At 65.8% G+C, this 20765-nt stretch carries 14 protein-coding genes, 1 pseudogene and 1 riboswitch; of the genes and pseudogenes, 5 read left to right on the plus strand and 10 right to left on the minus strand.

The window, feature by feature from the left end; translation table 11 throughout:
* Nucleotides 1-153 precede the first annotated feature (153 nt).
* The 4 genes from thiE to EYW47_RS30105 all read right to left on the minus strand — a co-directional run bounded on the left by thiE (nt 154) and on the right by EYW47_RS30105 (nt 3665).
* Entirely contained in the window at nt 154-1263 is a 1110-nt protein-coding gene (gene thiE, locus EYW47_RS30090) for a thiamine phosphate synthase (protein ID WP_133198479.1), read from the minus strand.
* Nucleotides 1260-2075: a thiazole synthase gene (locus EYW47_RS30095; protein WP_133198480.1), complete on the minus strand. Its 816-nt coding sequence runs from the start codon at nt 2073-2075 to the stop codon at nt 1260-1262. The genes thiE and EYW47_RS30095 overlap by 4 nt, the downstream gene beginning before the upstream one ends.
* A gap of 98 nt (nt 2076-2173) precedes the next feature.
* Nucleotides 2174-2371 (minus strand): sulfur carrier protein ThiS, encoded by a 198-nt coding sequence (thiS, locus tag EYW47_RS30100; RefSeq protein WP_028218467.1) that lies wholly within the window; start codon nt 2369-2371, stop codon nt 2174-2176.
* 151 nt (nt 2372-2522) lie between these two features.
* Complete coding sequence (locus tag EYW47_RS30105) at nt 2523-3665, minus strand: FAD-dependent oxidoreductase (RefSeq protein ID WP_377784967.1); 1143 nt, start codon at nt 3663-3665, stop codon at nt 2523-2525.
* A gap of 237 nt (nt 3666-3902) precedes the next feature.
* Nucleotides 3903-4016: riboswitch (TPP riboswitch) on the minus strand.
* A 291-nt stretch (nt 4017-4307) separates the two neighbouring features.
* On the opposite strand from EYW47_RS30105, the gene EYW47_RS30110 reads away from it, so the two are divergent.
* The 4 genes from EYW47_RS30110 to EYW47_RS30125 all read left to right on the plus strand — a co-directional run bounded on the left by EYW47_RS30110 (nt 4308) and on the right by EYW47_RS30125 (nt 9988).
* The gene (locus EYW47_RS30110; RefSeq protein ID WP_133198482.1) at nt 4308-6065 is read left to right on the plus strand and encodes an ABC transporter ATP-binding protein/permease; all 1758 of its coding nucleotides are present in this window, start codon (nt 4308-4310) and stop codon (nt 6063-6065) included.
* Nucleotides 6062-6844, plus strand: coding sequence for an SDR family NAD(P)-dependent oxidoreductase (locus EYW47_RS30115; RefSeq protein WP_133198483.1), 783 nt, complete (start codon nt 6062-6064; stop codon nt 6842-6844). Before EYW47_RS30110 ends, EYW47_RS30115 begins: the two co-directional genes overlap by 4 nt.
* A 395-nt stretch (nt 6845-7239) precedes the next feature.
* Nucleotides 7240-8547, plus strand: a complete 1308-nt coding sequence (locus tag EYW47_RS30120; protein WP_133198484.1) for an MFS transporter — start codon at nt 7240-7242, stop codon at nt 8545-8547.
* Between the two features lie 52 nt (nt 8548-8599).
* Nucleotides 8600-9988, plus strand: a complete 1389-nt coding sequence (locus EYW47_RS30125) for a D-amino acid dehydrogenase (protein WP_133198485.1) — start codon at nt 8600-8602, stop codon at nt 9986-9988.
* A 49-nt stretch (nt 9989-10037) separates the two neighbouring features.
* Here the strand turns inward: EYW47_RS30125 and EYW47_RS30130 are convergent, their stop codons facing one another.
* The 6 genes and pseudogenes from EYW47_RS30130 to EYW47_RS30155 all read right to left on the minus strand — a co-directional run.
* Nucleotides 10038-10490 carry a type VI secretion system amidase immunity protein Tai4 gene (locus EYW47_RS30130; protein WP_133198520.1) on the minus strand — a complete coding sequence of 151 codons (453 nt, stop codon included), beginning with the start codon at nt 10488-10490 and terminating at the stop codon, nt 10038-10040.
* 14 nt (nt 10491-10504) lie between these two features.
* On the minus strand, nt 10505-11005 hold the full coding sequence (locus tag EYW47_RS30135; protein ID WP_133198486.1) for a type VI secretion system amidase effector protein Tae4: 501 nt from the start codon (nt 11003-11005) through the stop codon (nt 10505-10507).
* Between the two features lie 175 nt (nt 11006-11180).
* The gene (gene thpR / locus EYW47_RS30140) at nt 11181-11729 is read right to left on the minus strand and encodes an RNA 2',3'-cyclic phosphodiesterase (protein ID WP_133198487.1); all 549 of its coding nucleotides are present in this window, start codon (nt 11727-11729) and stop codon (nt 11181-11183) included.
* A gap of 234 nt (nt 11730-11963) precedes the next feature.
* On the minus strand, nt 11964-13430 hold the full coding sequence (locus tag EYW47_RS30145; protein WP_133198488.1) for a glutamate synthase subunit beta: 1467 nt from the start codon (nt 13428-13430) through the stop codon (nt 11964-11966).
* A gap of 117 nt (nt 13431-13547) precedes the next feature.
* The gene (locus tag EYW47_RS30150; RefSeq protein ID WP_133198489.1) at nt 13548-18248 is read right to left on the minus strand and encodes a glutamate synthase-related protein; all 4701 of its coding nucleotides are present in this window, start codon (nt 18246-18248) and stop codon (nt 13548-13550) included.
* 638 nt (nt 18249-18886) lie between these two features.
* A pseudogene (locus EYW47_RS30155) lies at nt 18887-19576 on the minus strand (transposase); the annotation flags it as partial.
* A gap of 188 nt (nt 19577-19764) precedes the next feature.
* On the opposite strand from EYW47_RS30155, the gene EYW47_RS30160 reads away from it, so the two are divergent.
* Nucleotides 19765-20484, plus strand: a complete 720-nt coding sequence (locus EYW47_RS30160) for an OmpW/AlkL family protein (RefSeq protein ID WP_133198490.1) — start codon at nt 19765-19767, stop codon at nt 20482-20484.
* Nucleotides 20485-20765: the final 281 nt, after the last annotated feature.

Consider the following 20765-nt stretch of genomic DNA (forward strand, 5'->3'; position numbering starts at 1 on the left):
TTACACGAAGGCCGGATTATAGGGCCATCGTGTGAATGCTGCCGTGACACGCCCAAGCCCCTTGATACAAGTCGGGCAACCCCGAGGGGCTCCGCGGCTCGCTCCTCGCCGACAGCCGCGTCTGGGGGCGCGGCCAATGGCGAGGCGGGCTAATTATTGCGTAAACGCGTTGCGCAACGCAGCAACGGCGGCAGCCGGGTCGGCGGCCTCGGTGACCGCGCGCACGACCGCCGCGCTGGGCGCCCGCGTGGCGAGCACGGCAGGCAGCGCGGCGAAGTCGATGCCGCCGATCGCGACCATCGGCACCACGCCGTCGAGCAGCAACACGTAGCGCGCGAGGCGTGCGAGCCCCTGGGGCGCGGTCGGCATCGCCTTGGTCGTGGTGGCGAACACGGCGCCGCACGCGATGTAGCTCGGCCGGAAATGCAGTGCGGTGAGCATCTCGAAATAGCCGTGCGTCGAAAGACCGAGGCGGATGCCCGAGGCGGCGAGCGCGGCCAGATCCGCCTCGCGCAGATCCTCCTGCCCCAGGTGCACGCCGTACGCGCCCGCGGCCATCGCCGCCTGCCAATGGTCGTTGATGAACAACTGCGCGCCGTGCTTGCGCCCCGCCGCAACGCAGCGCTCGATCTCTTGCGTGAGCGCAGCGGACTTCGGCTGCTTGCTGCGCAGCTGCACGGTCTTCACGCCGTAGTCGAGCACGCGCTCGACCCAGTCGGCGGTGGGCAGCACGGGATAGAGGCCGAGCTTCGCGGGACACGGCGCAAACGGCTGCGCGGGCGCCGCCGGCAGACCGAGCACGCGCGGAAAGCGGGCGATGTCGACGGGCCACGCGTCGGCCTGCTGCTCGTCGCCGTCGCGCCAGGCGAGCGCCAGCACGAGCGCGTCGTGCGGATCGAAGCCGCAGTCGAGGAACGCCGCGAGCGCCGGGATCCAGTCTTCGGCAAGCGCGCCCTCGAGCGCGTAGCGCTCGCCGCCCAGATGCAGCGTTGCGCGGCCGGACGCCGGCGTCCCAGCAGCCTCGATCACGCCCGCGCCATCGGTCATCCAGCGCGCGATATTCGCGAGATGCGGCCCGGCGTCGGTCACGACGATCAGGTCACCACCGTTGGGCGCGTCGGGCGGCGTGAGGCACAGGCGCCACGGGGCGTGCGTGGGCGCCCAGTCGCCGAGGCGCGCGCGAATGCGCTCCGCCGTTTCGGTGAGCTCGTCCGCGGGCGGCCAGAACAGCTCGCGGTCCTTGAGTCGCAGCGTTTGAGTCATTGCTTGCCTCCATCCTGATGCCAGAACGGCATGCCGACCACTGGCGTGCTCGCCACGGCCGCCTCGCGCTCGGCCATCGGCCCGGCGAGAAATGCGGTGCGGCCCGCCTCGACGCCCAGCGCGAACGCGCGCGCCATCGCGTCGGGGTGCGTGGCCTGTGCCACGGCCGTGTTCAGCAGCACGCCGTCGAAGCCCCACTCCATCACTTGCGCCGCGTGCGACGGCAAGCCGAGGCCCGCGTCGACGATCAGCGGCACGTCGGGCAAGCGCTCGCGCAGCACGCGCAGGCCGTACGGATTGATCACACCCTTGCCCGTGCCGATGGGCGCGCCCCACGGCATCAGCGCCTCGCAGCCCGCGTCGAGCAGACGCCGGCCGATCACGAGGTCTTCGGTGCAGTACGGCAGCACCTTGAAGCCGTCCTTCACGAGGCGCGAGGCGGCTTCGATCAGGCCCACCGGGTCCGGCTGCAGCGTGTAGTCGTCGCCGATCAGCTCGAGCTTGATCCAGTCGGTTTCGAAGACTTCGCGCGCCATGTGCGCCGTCGTCACCGCCTCGTTGACGGTGAGACAGCCCGCCGTGTTCGGCAGGAACGGCACGCCGTGGCGCTTGAGCAAGTCGAAAAAGCCGGCAACTGCGGTGCCGTCGTTCATCTGGCGGCGCAGTGCAACGGTGATCATGCCGGGGCGAGCGGCCTCCATCGAATCGGAGAGCGCTTGCAGCGACGGATAGCGCGAGGTGCCGAGCAGCACGCGGCTCGCGAACGTTTCGCCGTAGAGCGTGAGGGCGTCGGCGGTCTGGATGGTAGTCATGGCGTGAATCCTGGGCGGGTGGCGACGCACGGGCGGCGCGCGGGGTACCTAAAGCCGCAACAAAAGCAGCGACAAAAGCGGGCTGATCGCGCGCGCGATCAGCCGCCGGCCACCGGGCTGACGACGTCGAGGCGGTCACCCGCCGAAAGCGTGCGCGCACCGTGCTGGGTGCGCGTCACGAAATCGCCGTTCACGGCGACGGCAAACGGCGGACGCGCACCGAATGCGGCGAGCGCATCGGCAACGGTCGCGCCTTCGGGCAGCGTGAGCGGCTTCTGGTTGATCTGAATATCCATGGCAATTCGTCTGACTACGTTGTTTCCGGCAAGGCGCAAACCATGCGCCTCATCTCCTGTTTGCGGTGTCGCGCTCGCGGGCCTTCGCTGTCGCCCGGCCCGCCAGCGCACTCACGTCGCTTCAAGGCCTCTCAAGGAGGCTCAAGCGGGCTCAAGCGGGCTCGCGCGCGCCCTGCATGTGGCGAGCGTGCAGCATCGACGCCCAGCGCGATTCGTGGCGCAGCGACTCGAAGGCGTCGGCATCGGCGAGCTGGCCCGCCAGCAGCGCCTGGGCGACGCGCACCGCTTCGTCGGCCACAGCGGGCGCGATCATGAAGCCGTGGCGATAGAGCCCGTTCACGCGCAGCGTCTCGCCGCCGTCCCAGATGAGCGCGGGACGATGATCGGGAAGCGTCGGTCGGCACTGCGAATTGAGCTCGAGAATACGCGCCTCGCCGAACGCCGGATGCACGGCGAACGCCGCGCTCAGCAATTCGAGCGCCGAGCGCACGCTCACGGGCGAGCGGTCCTCGCCCTCGATCTCGGTTGCGCCGATCACATAGAGATCGTCCTGTTTCGGCGCGATATACAGCGGATAGCGCGGGTGCAGCAAGCGCACGGGGCGCTTGAGGCCGATGCCCGGTGCGTGCACGCGCGCCACTTCCCCGCGAATGCCGCGCAGCGCAGGCAGCACGGGCTTGGCGCCGAGGCCCCGGCAGTCGATCGTCACGCGTGCGCGCGGCAGGCTCGCGTCGTCCACGCTCGTGTGCCAGTGCGTTTCTGCGCCGCGTTGCTCGAGGCCCGCGGCCAGCGCCGCCAGCGCCTGACGGTTGTCGAGCTGCCCTTCGCCGCCAAGCAGCCAGCCGCGCGCGAAGCGCCCGGCGAGCGCCGGCTCGGCGGCGTCGAGCTGCGCGCCCTGCAGTGTCGTGAAATTCGCGTCGGCAAGCTCGCGTGGCGCGTTTGCGCGCACGCGGCGCTCGAACAAGGGCGCCTCGGTGCGGTCGGCGTGATGCCAGACCACGAGCGTGCCGTTGCGCTGGAAAAACACGGGCTCGGGCAGCTCGGCGAGAATGCGCGGCCATGTCTCGAGCGAGGCGACGCCCAGCTCGGTGATCAACAGCTCGGCGACAGCGGCCTCGGCGAGCGGCGCGAGCATGGCCGCCGCGATCCAGGCGGCCGACTCCCCGCCCTCGGGCCCGCCGCGCTCGTAGAGCGCCACGCGATGCCCCGCGCCCGCGAGGCGCCACGCAACGAGGCGTCCGCATAGCCCGCCGCCTAGCACGGCAAAATCAGGCAATGCTGACGAGGCGCGCACGGGCGTCTGGCCGCCGGCCAAAACCGGGGAATGATCAGAATAAGGTGCAGAAGAGGCGGTCATCGTATCCCTTTCGTACGGCAACAAGCATGCGTACCCAAGGACGAAACCGGCTGGCAAGGCCGGCCGTGCAAACGACGCGAAGCGCAAAAAAATCACTATGCGCAGCGCGTGCTGCCCGGCGGGAATCTGGACGCCTGAACGAATCCAGTCGAATCGACTGATCAATGGCGCGAGCAAGACTTTCCGGAAACTTCCCGCGCCGGTATTACCCGGATCGGGTGCGAAGGGTCTCTCTCAGCCTCACTGCGGCATGCCAGGCATACCGGTGAAGCACCCCTGTTTCGTCAGCGGTCATTAGACCACAAAAGACGCGCGCGCCGCAAACGGGCCGGGCGCCAGGCGTTTGCGCTCTGGCACAATGCCCAAACCGGTGCAAACCGCCCAGCTTGCGCGGGCGGTGAGACAATGTCGAACCCCCACACGCAGCCTTGCGCGTGATCCCGCGCGAGGCGACCGGAAGCCGCGCGCGTGCCATTAAGACTCGCTTAAGCGGCTCGGGACACAATCGCAGCGCCACGGCGCCGCGTACGGCGGACATCGTCTATTCCGGCCGCGGGCCGGCACAACATCAGGACGCACATGACCAACCTCACTCCCCGCGCCACGCCGGATCAGAACGAGCATCACAAGATCACGGCCTGGAGTCTGATCAAGCCCTACTGGGTGTCCGAGGAACGCTGGATCGCCTGGGGCCTGCTCGTCACGATCATCGCGATGAACCTCGCCGTCGTGGGGATCAACGTGCGGCTCAACAGCTGGAACGCGGACTTCTACAACGCCCTGCAAAACAAGGACGTCAAACAGTTTCCGCATCTGCTGATGATCTTCACCGTGCTCGCGTTCGGATTCATCATCCTCGCGGTGTACGGAAGGTATCTGCGCCAGATGCTCGGCTTTCGCTGGCGCCAGTGGCTCACGACGCGCTTCCTGAACGATTGGCTCGGCCAGAGCGCGTTCTACCGCATCGAGCGCGACCGCCTCGCCGACAACCCCGACCAGCGGATCAGCGACGACCTACAATCGTTCGCCACCACCACGCTCTCGCTCACGCTCGACCTGCTCTCGACGGTCGTCACGCTGGTCTCGTTCATCACGATTCTCTGGTCGCTCGCCGGCGCGCTCACCTTCGCGCTCGGCAGCACGCCCATCACGATTCCGGGCTACATGGTCTGGGCCGCCGCGCTCTACGCCGTGTTCGGCTCGCTCGTGATCCAGAAGGTCGGCCACCCGCTCGTGTCGATCAATTACCAGCAGCAGAAAGTGGAGGCGGACTTCCGCTTCGGCCTCATCCGCCTGCGCGAGAACGCCGAGCCGATCGCGCTCTACGACGGCATGGAAACCGAGCGCAACAACGCGCAAGGCCTGTTCGCGCACATCAAGGACAACTGGTGGCGCGTGATGAAGTACACCAAGCGCCTCACCTTCGTGCTGAGCTTCTACGGCCAGATCGCCATCATCTTCCCGCTCGTGGTGGCCGCGCCGCGCTACTTCGCGGGCGCCTTCACCTTCGGCGTGCTGATGCAGATCTCGCAGGCGTTCGGCACCGTGAGCGACTCGTTCTCGTGGTTCATCAACAGTTACTCCACCCTCGTCGAATGGCGCGCCACGGTGAACCGTCTGCGCGAATTCGTGCGCGTGGTGCACTCGCCGCGCCTGAAAGAAAGCGTCTCGCCCGCGACCGAGCACGGCGGCATCAACCTGCACTACGTGGACGCGGGCGAGCTCACCACCGAGCATCTGAAGCTCGCGCTGCCCAACGGCACGCCGCTCTCCGAAGTGCGCAACATCGCCATCAAGCCCGGCTCGCGCTGGCTCGTGCGCGGCCCGTCGGGCGCGGGCAAGAGCACGCTGATACGCGCGCTCGCGGGCCTCTGGCCGTTCGGCGAAGGCTCGATCGACGCCCCCGTGGACGCGCGCATGATGTTCATCCCGCAGCAGAGCTATCTGCCGATCGGCACGCTCAAGGCCGCGCTCACCTACCCCTCGGCCGCCGGCGACTACAGCGACGAAGATTGCCGCGAGGCACTGCGCGCATGCCGGCTGGAAGACTACGTGGGGCGCCTGCACGAGTCGGCACACTGGACGCGCGTGCTCTCGCCGGGCGAGCAGCAGCGGCTTGCGGGCGCACGCGTGCTGCTGCACAAGCCCGATTACCTGTTCCTCGACGAAGCGACGAGCGCGCTCGACCCCGACAACGAAAGCCGTCTCTACAAGCTCTTCATGGAGCGCCTGCCGAAGGCGGCGATCGTGAGCGTGGCGCACCGCGAGTCGCTCGCCGCCTACCATCACGAGACACTCGAAATCGAGCGCATGCCTGAAGAGCGGGTCGCGGCGTGAACACAGGCCGCGGCGCCAATATCGAGCGTGTCGTCCTGATCACGGGCGCGGGCTCGGGTATTGGCGCGGCGCTCGCCCGGCGTCTCGCCGCCCCCGGGGTCGCGCTGATGCTGCATGCACGCGGCGCCGACGAGCCGGCGCGTGCACGGCTTGCCGCCGTCGCGGCCGAGTGCGAGGCACAAGGCGCCACCTGCTCGACGGCCTGCGCCGATCTGGCCGATGCTGGCGCGGCCGCGCAGCTCGTTCAAACCACGCTCGCGCGCTTTTCCACGCTCGATCAGCTGGTCGCCAACGCGGGCCACGCGCAGCGTCAGACGCTCGCGGCGCTCGAGCCCGACGCGCTTGCCGCCACCTTTGCCGCGATGCCGGCCGCGTTCGCGGCGCTCGTGCGACAGGCACGGACGGCGCTAACGCGCTCGGCGCACGCCCGCGTGGTGGCGGTGAGCTCGTTCGTCGCGCACCGCTACCGTGCCGACGCGCCGTTCGCGGCCACCGCGGCTGCCAAGGCCGCGCTCGAATCGCTCGCGAAAAGCGCCGCCGCCGAACTCGCGCCGCACGGCGTGACGGTGAACTGCGTGGCGCCCGGCTACACGCGCAAGGACAACGGCCCGACGCCCGAAAACGCGCCCGCGTGGGCGCGCGCCGCCGAGGCGACGCCGCTTGGCCGCGTGGCCGAGCCCGCAGACGTCGCCGAGCTCATCGCCTTTTTGCTGTCCGACGCCGCGCGCCACATCACCGGGCAGACGATCCACGTCGATGGCGGCCTGACGCTGGGCTGAGCGCCGGCGAAACGGGCCCAAAAGCGGGCCCCGAAGCGGGCTCCGAAACGGGCCAAGAAGCGGGCCGAGAAGCGAGCCGCAACGAGCAGGCAAGCGAGCCTCGAAGCGCACGAGGCAGCACGCCAGCAAGCGCACCAGGCGGGCATCGCTTGTCCCACAACATTCCCGGCTTTCATCTTCCCTCGCCCGCGCGCCACATCGCACCGTAAAATAGCGCGGTTCGAGCGCCTGCAGCGGCGCCCGATGCGGGCCGAGACAGGCCCCGGCGGGCCCAAGCGCGTCTTATGCGCGCTGTGCATCACCCATCCCCGCTGCCCGATATGCCGGACACCGCACGCGCGATCTGCCTGTTTCATCAGTCGTTGCGCGCACAATAAATAGGGGGAGACGACGCGATGGGATCTTTTCAGTGGTTCAGGGAGCTGAACGAGCGCGAGCGTCGCACGCTCTACGCCGGCTTCGGCGGCTATGCGGTCGACGCGTTCGACTTCATGATTTACTCGTTCCTGATCCCGACGCTCATTGCCGCCTGGGGCATGACCAGGAGCGAGGCGGGCATGATCGCGACGAGCTCACTGATCTCCTCCGCGCTCGGCGGCTGGCTTGCAGGCATCCTCGCCGACCGCTACGGCCGCGTGCGCGTGCTGCAGTGGACCATCGCCACGTTCGCGCTCTTCACCTTTCTTTCCGGCTTCACGCATTCGTTCTGGCAACTGCTCGCCACGCGCACGCTGCAGGGCATCGGCTTCGGCGGCGAATGGTCGGTTGTCACGATCATGATGGCCGAGACGATCCGCTCGCCGCAGCACCGCGCGAAAGCCGTGGGCACCGTGCAGAGCAGCTGGTCGTTCGGCTGGGGCGCCGCCGCCATTCTCTACTGGGCGTTCTTCGCCCTGCTGCCCGAACAGTACGCGTGGCGCGCGTGCTTCTGGATCGGCATCCTGCCTGCGCTGTGGATTCTCTACGTGCGCCGCAATGTGAGCGACCCCGAAGTATTCCTGCAGACGCGCCGCGAGCGCGAACGCGGCGAAACGCACGGCCATTTCCTGCAGATTTTCGCGCCCGCGCACCTCGCCACGACGCTGCTCGGCAGCGCACTGTGCACCGGCATGCTCGGCGGCTACTACGCGATCACCACGTGGCTCCCCACGTATCTGAAAACCGTGCGCCATCTGTCGGTGTTCAACACGAGCGGCTATCTGATCGTGTTGATCGTCGGCTCCTTCACGGGCTATATCGTCGGCGCGATCCTCTGCGACAAGATCGGGCGGCGCGCGTCCTTCATCCTGTTCGCCATCGGCTCGTTCGCGCTCGGCATGGCCTACACCATGCTACCCATCACCGATACCGCTATGCTGCTGCTCGGTTTTCCGCTCGGCATCGTCGTGCAGGGCATTTTCGCGGGCATCGGCGCCTATCTTTCCGAGCTCTACCCGAATGCGATCCGCGGCTCGGGCCAGGGCTTCTGCTACAACCTCGGGCGCGGCCTCGGCTCGTTCTTTCCGATCCTCGTCGGCACGCTCGCGCAAACCACGACGCTCGTGAAGGCGATCGGCGCCGTGGCCGGCGCGGGCTATCTGCTCGTGATCGTGTCAGCCCTGTGCCTGCCCGAAACAAAGGGCAAGGTGCTGGCCGGAGCCGAAGCTGCGACAGGCAACGCGACCGCGACCGCCCACCCCTCTGTGGACTCCGCTGCACCATGAGCCCGAACGTGCTGCAATACCGTCCGTCCCCGTCTCCCTCACTACGACCGGCATGAAAACGATCGTCCTCGGCGCCGGTGTGATCGGCGTTGCTACTGCGTATTACCTGAGCGAACGGGGCTGCGACGTCACAGTCATCGAGCGCGAGCCTGGCGTCGCGCTCGGCACGAGCTTCGGCAACGCCGGCGTGATCGCGCCAGGGTATGTCACGCCGTGGGCCGCGCCGGGCATGCCGGCCAAGCTCCTCAAGTACCTGCTCAAGCCCACCTCGCCGCTCATTTTCCGGCCCACGCTCGACCCCGCGCAGTGGCGCTGGATCGCGCGCTGGCTACGCGAATGCGACCTCGCGCGCTTTCGCGTGAACAAGCAGCGCATGCAGCGCATCGCCTACTACAGCCGCACGTGCCTGCACACGTTCCGTGCGCAGCACGCGTTCGAGTACGGGCGCAGCCAGGGCTACCTGCAACTCTTTCGCAGCGACTACGACCTCGAGCTCGCACAACCCGCGCTGGGCGTGCTGCGCGATGCAGGCATCGTCTACCGCGAGCTGGACGCCGCGGGGTGCGCACAGGTCGAGCTGGGCCTCGCGTGGTCGCGCGTGAAGCCCGTGGCCGGCATCTATCTGCCCGACGACGAGGCCGGCGACTGCGCACGCTTCACGCGCGAGTTGCGCGCCGTGTGCGAGCGGCGCGGCGTGAAGTTCGTCTTCGACACCGAAGTGCTCGCGCTCGAAGCCACGGGCGGCAAGGTGAGCGGCGTGCGCGTGCGGCCCGTGCCGGGGCGGCGCACGGCGAACAACCGCCGCGAGCTGCGGGAGCAGCGCCGCGAGCAACGCCGCGCACCCGCCGAAGTGCTGCGCCCCGCCGACTTGAACGAGGTGGCCGATACCGAGCCGCAGACCCTCGCCGCCGACGCCGTCGTGGTCGCACTGGGCGTGGAGAGCGCGGCGCTCCTCGCGCCGCTTGGCGTGCGGGTGCCGCTTTATCCGGTGAAGGGCTATTCGGCCACGCTGCCCGTCGTCGACGAGCAGAAGGCGCCGCGCGCCGCGCTCATGGACGAGTCGCTCAAGACGGCCATCACGCGCTTCGGACCCTACCTGCGCGTGGCCGGCACGGCAGAGCTCGGCAACCACCGCGCGACGCTGCGCGAGCAGGCGCTGCACACGCTCATGAAAGTGCTCGACGACTGGTTCCCGCACGCGGCCACGCCTTCTTCCGCACAGTTCTGGGTCGGGCGCCGGCCGATGGTGCCCGACGGCGCACCGCTGCTCGGCCACTCAGGCGTGCAAGGGCTGTGGCTGAACGTCGGCCACGGCTCGACCGGCTGGGCGATGTCGATGGGCTCGGGACGGGTGGTCGCCGATCTCATCGCCGGACGCGTGCCGGAGATCGATCTCGACGGGTTGACGCTGGAACGGTATCGGCGGCGGGGTGCGGGTTGAGTGATGTGGGGCTGGCTTGTGGATCGAACCCGTGTCAGCCGCCTGCCCATCAAGGGGCTTGCGTATTTGCCGGCTTCGGGTTGTCCTGCCGATACGTGTGATTGGGCTTGCTGACCAGTCGCCTGACTTGCGCATCCAGCTCCTTGCTGTGATACAGGTCCAGGCATTTAAGCATGTCGAATCTGACGTCCTTTATTTCCGCATCGGCCAGCGGGTTGTGGTAATCGCGCGCAAGGTAACTTTCAACCAAAGCCTTGATCGCATCTGGTGCCTTATCCAGGTCGTAATAAGTCCAGTCGCGCAACGCACTGACGCTACTCCCCGCATCGATTGCAGCGTCTTTATCGTTTTTGTAAGCTGTTGCTATGCAGGTGGCCAGAACCATATCCTTGAAGTTCTGCGCATAGGTGCGCGTCGCAGCTTGTGGCGATGTACGCACCTCGTCTTTTGCATAACCGATTGACGCCCACAGAGTGAGGGCCGCCACAGCTAACGTGCCCATCAGCAGGCTCTTCTTCACGGCAGGCTCCAGAAGTTTGCGCGGTCCGTGCGATATTTCCCTTCTGGTTCGTTGAAGTAGCAATGGTCGTAGCAGTTGCTGCCGTTGAACAGCGTCGCATGCCCAGCGGCGTCTGACCATCCGGAAACTTCAAACAGGATTACCCCTCTTTTCCCGGCAAGTGCTCCACCGCCCCGTGGCGGATATTGAATGACCTCCGGCTTCCCCCATTGCCGCTTGAGAAAGGCAATGAGGTCTTTCACACGGAAAAAATACTGGCGCTTGTCTGCGCCGGACACGGTTTTCCCCGGAATGGCCGGAATGACAAGCCCAGACTGATTCAAGATGTAGCTCATGCGAACTGCACAGGTATTGCTCCATCGCAGCCCCGGATCCGGGTTGTCAATATTCTTTTCGACGTTACCGCCAATCAGTTGAGCCACCTTGGCCGCAGAGTTCGCGGGGTCGTAAATTCGTATGGAAGCTGCCCAAGCCATTGAAAAAGACGGTCGACCCATTATTCATCCTTTTATGGTTGAGGGATATTCACCACTTAAAGCCGACGTCGGTTTCCGGCATCGACAAAGGTCCATCATAAACCTTTGCCTGCATGACTGATTTTATAGATACTGACGCGCATCTAATCACCCCCATATTCGCATCGATTAATGGGAGAAACGCTCTTAGTACAAGTTAGCTGATGGACACGCTCGCCAGCGCCTCATAACGCGCGCCCTGTCGCGCGAGCGTGCTCGAATAGAGCACGAGCGAAGTAAACCGCAGCGGCGGCAGCGCCTGCGCCACCCCATCGGGTGGCGCACCGCGCGCGTCGCGCGCGAAACGCGCCAACGTGATGTGTGGCCGGAAGGCGCGCGCATCGAGCGGCAAGCCCACTTCGCCCATCAAGGAGCGCACCCGCCAGTCGAGTGCCGTGAACGCTTCGGACATGGCCAGCACGGCCACCATCAGACGCGGCTGCGCACGGCCCGGCCAGCATTCGATCTTCGTGACTGGCGCGGGCGGCAGAGGCGCCGCGTGCTCCGCGAGACGCTGCGCGAGCGTTTCGCCCTGCACGAACGACATCGCGCCGATGAACGCCACCGTCAAGTGCAGTTGCGCATAGGGCACCCGGCGTGCGTTGGGCGGCACGTCGAGCGCGGCGAGGGCATCGCGCGAGGGCGCATCCGGCGCGAGCGCGACGAAGCAGCGCCGCCATTGATCGATCTCGCGGGCTTCGGACATGATCGGCAGGCCTCGGGGGGGCGGACAATCGTCTCATGGTAACGCGCCTGCCCGGCGTGGTGCGCCCGTGACAACCCGCAGCGTGACTCGCGAGATTAGGGGGATATCGGCGCAGATCGACGAAAAAAAACGGGCCACCCTTGCGGGGGCCCGGCTTCGAGGTGTTACAGCTTGTCGTCTCCCCACGTCCCCCACGTTCTTTGGCAAAGCGCGAGGGACTGGCTCTCTCCCGCCTTAGCGCGGCAGCTCCGAGCTGCCCATCAGATACGCATCGACGGAGCGCGCACACTGACGGCCTTCACGGATCGCCCACACCACGAGCGACTGGCCGCGGCGCATATCGCCGGCGGTGAAGACCTTGTCGACCGACGTGTAGTACGCCTTCTCGCCCTCGGTCGAGGCGCGGACGTTACCGCGCGCGTCCTTCTCGACGCCGAACGCTTCAAGCACCGGCGAGACCGGCTGCGTGAAGCCCATGGCGAGCAGCACGAGATCGGCTTTCATTTCGAACTCCGAACCCGGCACTTCGACCATCTTGCCGTCCTTCCACTCGACGCGCGCAGCGATGAGCTTCTCGACCTTGCCGTTCTTGCCTTCGAAGCGCTTCGTGGCGACCGCCCAGTCGCGCGAGCAACCTTCCTCGTGCGACGACGAGGTGCGCAGCTTGACCGGCCAGTACGGCCAGACGAGCGGCTTGTTCTCTTCCTCGGGCGGCTGCGGCAGCAGCTCGAACTGCGTGACGCTCTTCGCGCCGTGACGGTTCGACGTGCCCACGCAATCGGAGCCCGTATCGCCGCCACCGATCACGACCACGTGCTTGCCCTTGGCCACCAGCTGGTCGGCAAGCTTGTCGCCCGCGTTGACCTTGTTCTGCTGCGGCAGGAACTCCATCGCGTAGTAGATGCCTTGCATCTCGCGGCCCGGCACAGGCAGATCGCGCGGCGTTTCCGAGCCGCCTGCGATCACCACGGCGTCGAACTGTTCCTTCAGCTCATCGGGCGTGATGGTTTGCTTGGCCGTATTGCCGATGTACGCAGGCAACTCGCCCTTGCCGATGAAAACGTTGGTGCGGAACGTCACGCCTTCGGCTTCCATCTGGCGCATGCGGCGGTCGATCAGCCACTTCTCGAGCTTGAAATCGGGAATGCCGTAGCGCAGCAGACCGCCGATGCGGTCGTTCTTCTCGAACACGGTCACGTCGTGGCCGGCGCGCCCGAGTTGCTGCGCAGCGGCGAGGCCCGCGGGGCCCGAGCCGACCACGGCCACTTTCTTGCCCGTCTTGTGCTTCGTGACTTGCGGCGCGACCCAGCCTTCGGCCCAGGCCTTGTCGATGATCGCGTGCTCGATCGACTTGATGCCGACGGGATCGTTATTGATGCCGAGCGTGCACGCCGCTTCGCACGGCGCCGGGCAGATGCGGCCCGTGAACTCGGGGAAGTTGTTGGTCGAGTGCAGGACTTCGATCGCGCTCTTCCAGTCCTGGCGGAACACGAGGTCGTTGAAGTCCGGAATGATGTTGTTGACCGGGCAGCCGTTGTTGCAAAACGGGATGCCGCAGTCCATGCAGCGCGCGCCCTGGACCTTAGCGTCGGCGTCGGAGAGCGCCGCCACGAATTCCTTGTAGTGCTTCACGCGCGTGAGCGGTGCTTCGTACGCCTCATGCTGGCGCTCGAACTCGAGAAAACCGGTTGCCTTACCCATTTGGTTCTCGTCTATCTAATCTATTCGGTGAGGGGGACAGCGCCCGCCGCCGCGTATTCAGATCGCGCGGCGGGCGCTCCTTCGTCTTGATGTCGTCGTTGTGGCTCAGTTAGCGAGTCAAGCGGCCAGTTCTTCCTGGTTCGCCTTCTTCGCGCCAAGCTCGCCCAGCGCGCGCTTGTATTCCGTCGGGAACACCTTCACGAACTGGCGGCGCGCCGCATCCCAGTTTTCCAGCAGCGCCTTCGCACGCGGCGAGCCGGTGAACTGGAAGTGACGCTCGACGAGTCCCTTGAGCATTGCTTCGTCGGTCTGGCCCGTGTGCCACAGCGCGCGGTCCACGGTGCGCTCCTGCTCGGCCTGTTGCAGCACCGGATCGAGCGCGACCATCGACTTGTTGCACTTGCCGGCGAAGGTGCCGTCCGGGTCGTAGACGTAGGCCACGCCGCCCGACATGCCGGCGGCGAAGTTACGGCCCGTCTCGCCGAGCACGACCACCGTGCCGCCCGTCATGTACTCGCAGCCGTGGTCGCCCGTGCCTTCCACGATGGCCGTCGCGCCCGAGTTACGCACCGCGAAGCGCTCGCCCGCCACGCCGCGCAGGAAGGCTTCGCCTTCGAGCGCGCCGTACAGCACCGTGTTGCCGCAGATGATGTTTTCTTCGGACTTGCCACGGAAATCGTTGGTAGGACGGATGATGATGCGGCCGCCCGAGAGGCCCTTGCCCACGTAGTCGTTGCCGTCGCCGACCAGGTCCAGCGTGATGCCGCGTGCGAGGAACGCGCCGAAGCTCTGGCCCGCCGTGCCCTTCAACTGGATATGGATCGAGTCGTCGGGCAGACCGTCGTGACCGTACTTCTTCGCGACCACGCCCGAGAGCATCGCGCCCACCGTGCGGTTCACGTTGCGCACCGGCTGGATGAACGAGACGTGCTCGCCGCTCTCGATCGCGGCCTTGGCCTTCTCGATCAGCGTGTGATCGAGCGCGCGGTCCAGGCCGTGATCCTGGGTGTCGACGTGCTTGCGAGCGACTTCAACGGCAACCTGCGGCTGATAGAACACGCGCGAGAAGTCGAGGCCCTTCGCCTTCCAGTGCTCCACGCCCTTGCGGGTGTCGAGCAGATCCGAGCGGCCGACGAGATCGTCGAACTTGCGGATGCCCAGTTGCGCCATGATTTCGCGCACTTCTTCAGCGATGAAGAAGAAGAAGTTGACGACGTGCTCGGGCTGGCCCGAGAACTTCGCGCGCAACACCGGATCTTGCGTGGCGACGCCGACCGGGCAGGTGTTCAGATGGCACTTGCGCATCATGATGCAGCCCTGCACGACGAGCGGCGCCGTCGCGAAGCCGAATTCATCGGCGCCGAGCAGCGCGCCGATCACCACGTCGCGGCCCGTCTTCATCTGGCCGTCGGCCTGCACGCGAATGCGGCCGCGCAGCTGGTTGAGCACGAGCGTCTGCTGGGTTTCGGCGAGACCGAGTTCCCACGGCGTGCCGGCGTGCTTGAGCGACGAGAGCGGCGAGGCGCCCGTGCCGCCATCGTGGCCGGCGATCACGACGTGATCGGCCTTGGCCTTGGCGACGCCCGCTGCCACCGTGCCCACGCCCACTTCCGAGACCAGCTTCACCGAGATCGACGAAACCGGGTTCACGTTCTTCAAGTCGTGAATGAGCTGCGCCAGGTCTTCGATCGAGTAGATGTCGTGGTGCGGCGGCGGCGAGATGAGGCCCACGCCCGGCACCGAGTAACGCAGCTTGCCGATGTACTCCGAAACCTTGTGGCCCGGCAGCTGGCCGCCTTCGCCCGGCTTCGCGCCCTGCGCCATCTTGATCTGGATCTGGTCCGCCGACGACAGATACTCCGCCGACACACCAAAGCGGCCCGACGCGACCTGCTTGATCTTCGAGCGCAGCGAGTCGCCATCCTTCAGCGGGATGTCCTTGACGACTTCCGGCCCGATGATCGACTGCATCGTGTCGCCGTTCTTGATCGGAATGCCGCGCAATTCGTTGCGATAGCGCTTCTCGTCTTCGCCGCCTTCACCGGTGTTCGACTTGCCGCCGATGCGGTTCATCGCGACAGCGAGCGTGGCATGCGCCTCGGTCGAAATCGAGCCGAGCGACATCGCGCCCGTGGCGAAGCGCTTGACGATCTCCTTGGCCGGCTCGACGTCGTCGATCGAGATCGCGCGCGTCGGGTCGAAGTGGAACTCGAACAGGCCGCGGAACGTCATGTGACGCTTCGTCTGGTCGTTGATGAGGTGCGCGTATTCCTTGTACGTCTGGTACGAGTTGCTGCGAGCCGAGTGCTGGAGTTTGGCGATCGCGTCCGGCGTCCACATGTGGTCTTCGCCGCGCACGCGGTAGGCGTACTCGCCGCCCGCGTCGAGCATGTTCGCGAGGATCGGGTTGTCGCCGAACGCGTCGCGGTGCATACGGATCGCTTCTTCGGCCACTTCGAAGAGGCCAATGCCGCCCACCTTCGATGCCGTGCCCTTGAAGTACTTCTGCACGAGGTCGTCCGCGAGGCCGACCGCTTCGAAGATCTGCGCGCCCGTGTACGACATGTACGTGGAGATGCCCATCTTCGACATCACCTTGAGCAGGCCCTTGCCCACTGCCTTGGTGAAGTTGTAGACAGCCTTGTCCGACGACAGATCGCCCTTGAGACCCTGCGCCATCTGCGCGAGCGTTTCCATCGCGAGGTACGGGTGCACGGCTTCCGCGCCAAAACCCGCGAGCAGCGCGAAGTGGTGCGTTTCACGCGCCGAACCCGTTTCCACGACGAGACCCGTGCTCGTGCGCAGACCGTGCTGCACGAGATGCGAGTGGATGGCCGAGGTGGCGAGCAGCGCGGGAATAGCGACGTTATCGCGGTCCGCGCGGCGGTCCGAGACGATCAGGATGTTGTAGCCCGACTTGACCGCATCGACGGCTTCCGCGCACAGCGAAGCGAGACGCGCCTCGATGCCTTCCTTGCCCCAGGCCACCGGGTAGCAGATGTTCAGCTCATAGGAGCTGAACTTGCCGCCCGTGTACTGCTCGATCGCGCGGATCTTTGCGATGTCCTTGAAGTCGAGCACCGGCTGCGACACTTCGAGACGCATCGGCGGGTTGATGTTGTTGGTGTCGAGCAGGTTCGGCTTCGGGCCGATGAACGACACGAGCGACATCACCAGGTTCTCGCGGATCGGGTCGATCGGCGGGTTCGTGACCTGGGCGAACAGCTGCTTGAAGTAGTTGAAGAGCGTCTTGTTCTTGTTGGACATGACCGCCAGCGGCGAGTCGTTGCCCATCGAGCCAACAGCCTCCTCACCCGACATCGCCATCGGCGCCATCAGGAACTTGAGGTCTTCCTGGGTGTAGCCAAACGCCTGCTGACGGTCGAGCAGCGCGGCGGCTTCGGCGCGCGCCGTTGCGACGTCTTCGGCCTTCGGCTCGATCTCGTCGAGCTTGATGCGCACGGCGTCGATCCAGCTCTTGTAGGGCTTCGCGTTGGCGAGGTTGTCCTTGAGCTCCTTGTCGTCGATGATGCGGCCGTGCTCCATGTCGATCAGGAACATCTTGCCCGGCTGCAGGCGCCACTTCTTGACGATCTTCGATTCGGGGATCGGCAGCGTGCCGGCTTCCGAGGCCATGATGACCAGGTCGTCGTCGGTGACGATGTAGCGCGCCGGACGCAGGCCGTTACGGTCGAGCGTCGCGCCGATCTGGCGGCCGTCGGTGAAGGCGATCGCGGCGGGGCCGTCCCACGGCTCCATCATGGCGGCGTGGTATTCGTAGAACGCGCGGCGGTTCTCGTCCATCAGCGTGTGCTGCTCCCACGCTTCCGGGATCATCATCATGACCGCGTGCACGAGCGGGTAGCCCGCCATCACGAGCAGTTCGAGACAGTTGTCGAACGAGGCGGTGTCGGACTGGCCCGGATAGATCAGCGGCCAGAGCTTGGGCAGGTCGTCGCCGAGCACGTGCGAGGCGATCGCGCCGGTACGGGCGTTCAGCCAGTTCACGTTGCCCTTCACGGTGTTGATTTCACCGTTGTGGGCGATCATGCGGTACGGGTGAGCCAGCTCCCACGCCGGGAAGGTGTTCGTGGAGAAGCGCTGGTGCACGAGCGCGAGCGCCGAAACGACACGCTCGTCCTGGAGATCGCGGTAGTACACGCCAACCTGACCGGCGAGCAGCAGGCCCTTGTAGACGATCGTGCGAGCCGACATCGACGGCACGAAGTATTCCTTGCCGTGCTTGAGCTTGAGCGCCTGGATGCGGTGGCTCGCGGTCTTGCGGATCACGTAGAGCTTGCGCTCGAGCGCATCCGTCACCATCACGTCCTTGCCGCGGCCGATGAAGATCTGGCGGATCAGCGGCTCGCTCGCCTTCACGGTGGGCGAGATCGGCATGGCGTGGTCGACCGGCACGTCGCGCCAGCCCAGCACGACCTGGCCCTCTGCGCGCACCGTGCGCTCGAGCTCCTGCTCGCACGCGAGACGCGAAGCATGCTCCTTCGGCAGGAAGATCATGCCGACGCCATATTCGCCGTTCGGCGGCAGCGTCACGCCCTGCTTGGCCATCTCTTCGCGATAGAAGGCGTCCGGAATCTGGATCAGGATGCCCGCGCCATCGCCCATCAGCGGATCGGCGCCGACGGCGCCCCGGTGGTCGAGGTTCTCGAGAATCTTCAGGCCTTGCTGAATGATTTCGTGGCTCTTCTTGCCCTTGATATGGGCGACGAAGCCGACGCCACAGGCGTCGTGTTCGTTTTGCGGGTCATACAGACCTTGCGCGGCGGGCACCGCGGCGCGCTGCAGGTGATCGTTCATGGGGACACCGTCCAAGAATGGCCAGAGGATGGCCGTTGATTCCGTACTTTTTTAGTTTCCCGCCGCTTGCGTGACCGCTGTACGGCGTTGCGCGGGCGATGCTGGCTTCCCGCGTTGTGCGTCCAGGAGAGCCGAAAGGCGAATATACGCGACGAATCAAGCACCTGGCAAATAAATCTGCATGGTTAGACCCCAATTTTCACGATGGTGCATCGCACAGTTATTTTATTAGGGTCGCACCATATCGGGGCAAAATAAAACGGCATCCGCAGATGCCGTTTCCTCACCTAAATCCTTGATCTGGAAGCGGATTAATGCGTCCCAGTGCCGGGCTTGTGCTCCTGATGTACCGGCGACGAACTAGCGCCACCACTGGAGCCGGACGATGTCGAACCCGACGAATGCCCTCCTGCGCCACCCGGATTTGTCCCTGGCGTTGCGCCGGAACCACTTCCCGTGTGGGTGCCTGCATGGCTTCCCGACTGTGCGCCAGGCTGCGCACCCGCTGGAGATGGATAATTAGGGTTCGATTGATTGCCGGCGTGGGGCGCGCTCTGCGCAGCCGCGCTGCCGCTCGCAGCAGCGGTCGCTGCCGCGCCGAGCGCACTGGCTGCCGGTGCACCTGCAGCCGCGGGCGCTTCGCGCACCTTGCGCGGCCGCCCGCGCGGCAGCGGCGAGACGCGCCGGTTCGCCGTGCGCGAAGCCCACTCGCGATACGTGTCGCTGCCGAGCACCCAGCCCTTGAGGGTGGCCTGCATGAGCTGGTTGGTCTCGCGCTCGTCGAACGGCTGCTCGCAGAGTTCGCGATAGGCGCGCTGGCGCTCGAACGGCGTGTTGCCGAGCGCCCAGTAAAGCGGATGGTCGGTAATGAGGCTGTCGACGGTGAGACCAATATGATGCCGGTAGCTCGACCATCGGTAGTCTTCGGCCGCCGTCACGAGGTGATTGCGCACCGGCGCAAGCTCGACGACGCGGCTCGCCAGCAGGAAGAAGCGCTCGCCCTCGATGACCGTGGCGCGATAACGCCCCTCCCAGAGCGTGCCGCGCCGTGCGTAGCGGCGGTTGAAATGCGCCACGTAGCGTCTGCCGACCGCCTGCATCGCCTTGGGAAGGCTCGATTCGTCAGAGGGCGTGACGAGCAGTTGCACCGCGCCGGGCATCAGGACCCACGCATGAACCGCCAGATGATGATCGCGCGCCGCCGCCTTCAGGCAGTCGATGAACAGTTCGTAATCCTGGTCGTCGACAAAAGCGGGCTGCTGGTCCAGTCCGCGCAGAATCACATGCTGCGGCTGGTCGGGAACATAAAGACGTGCAAGCCGTGCCATGCTCGATTTTCCTGGTACGTTAGTAAATACCCGCATGCCCGCCAGGCCGCGCCAGCCCTTGTTCTCGCGGGCATCGCGGCTCGAGCGGAAAGCTCGCGGCGCTTAGGGAAAAAGCTCTAGCGGTCGTCTATGGTTTGTTGCAAACGTTGTGTTCATAATGAGCGGGCCTTTAATGGAGGAGCACATATATGAAATTAAAACAGGCGCTGGCAGCGACCGCCGCGCTCGCCTGCATGTCGGGGGCTTACGCGCAAACGGCCAACACCTTCTACGTTACAACGGGGTGGTTCCGATTCATGCCGCAGGACAGCAGCGACCCGCTCAAGATCGATAGCGCAGGCGGCACGCCCGTCAATATGGCTATCCCGAACACGGGTGCAAGCATTAGTTCGTCCGACACCGTAGGTTTCTCCCTCGGCTACTTCATTACCGACAACATCGCAACCGAAGCCGAACTGGGTATTCCGCCGAAGTTCGATCTTTCCGGCGGCGGCAGCTTCAGCCAGTTCGGCAAGGTTGGCGAAGCACGCCTGTGGAGCCCGGCGCTGTTGCTCAAGTACTACTTCAACAAGCCTGACGCAAAATTCCGTCCCTACGCCGGCATCGGTGTCACCTACGCCTGGTTCACCGATGCGCACATCACGAACCCGTCATTCGAGCAAGGCGTACTTGGGGGTCCGACCAGTGTTTCGACGGATCGTTCCTGGGCGCCCGTATTTAATGTGGGCTTCAACTACAACTTCACGAAGCACTGGTTCGCTGGCTTCTCGCTCTCGTATATCCCGATCAGCGTGGTCGCTACGTTCAACACCACGGTCAACAACCAGTTGAACACCGAGCGGCGCTCCGAAGCCAAGATTCACCTGAACCCGCTCGTCACCTACCTGAAGGTCGGCTACATGTTTTGAGCGCCAGCGCGCTTCACAGCAGCCTTCCTCCGCCCTGCTCTCCGTCCTGTCCTCGCGGCGCCCGACGGAGAGCGGCGCCTCCAGCAGCCCCACCTTCTCCTACCTCAACGGCGACTGCCTCTGACATTCCGATTGGCTTTTCTTGATTCTATGCCTCTCGGAAAATCCGTGCTGTCCCCGTAATCATTTGTCGCAAACAAGGCGCGCCGATTTGCCGCCCAAGCGCCGCCCAAGTGCCGCTCGCCGGCCGCGAAGCCCCGTCGGGCGGGCACCGCCGGGCA

Origin of the sequence: Paraburkholderia silviterrae (assembly GCF_004353915.1) — a bacterium.
Classification (GTDB): Bacteria; Pseudomonadota; Gammaproteobacteria; order Burkholderiales; family Burkholderiaceae; genus Paraburkholderia; species Paraburkholderia silviterrae.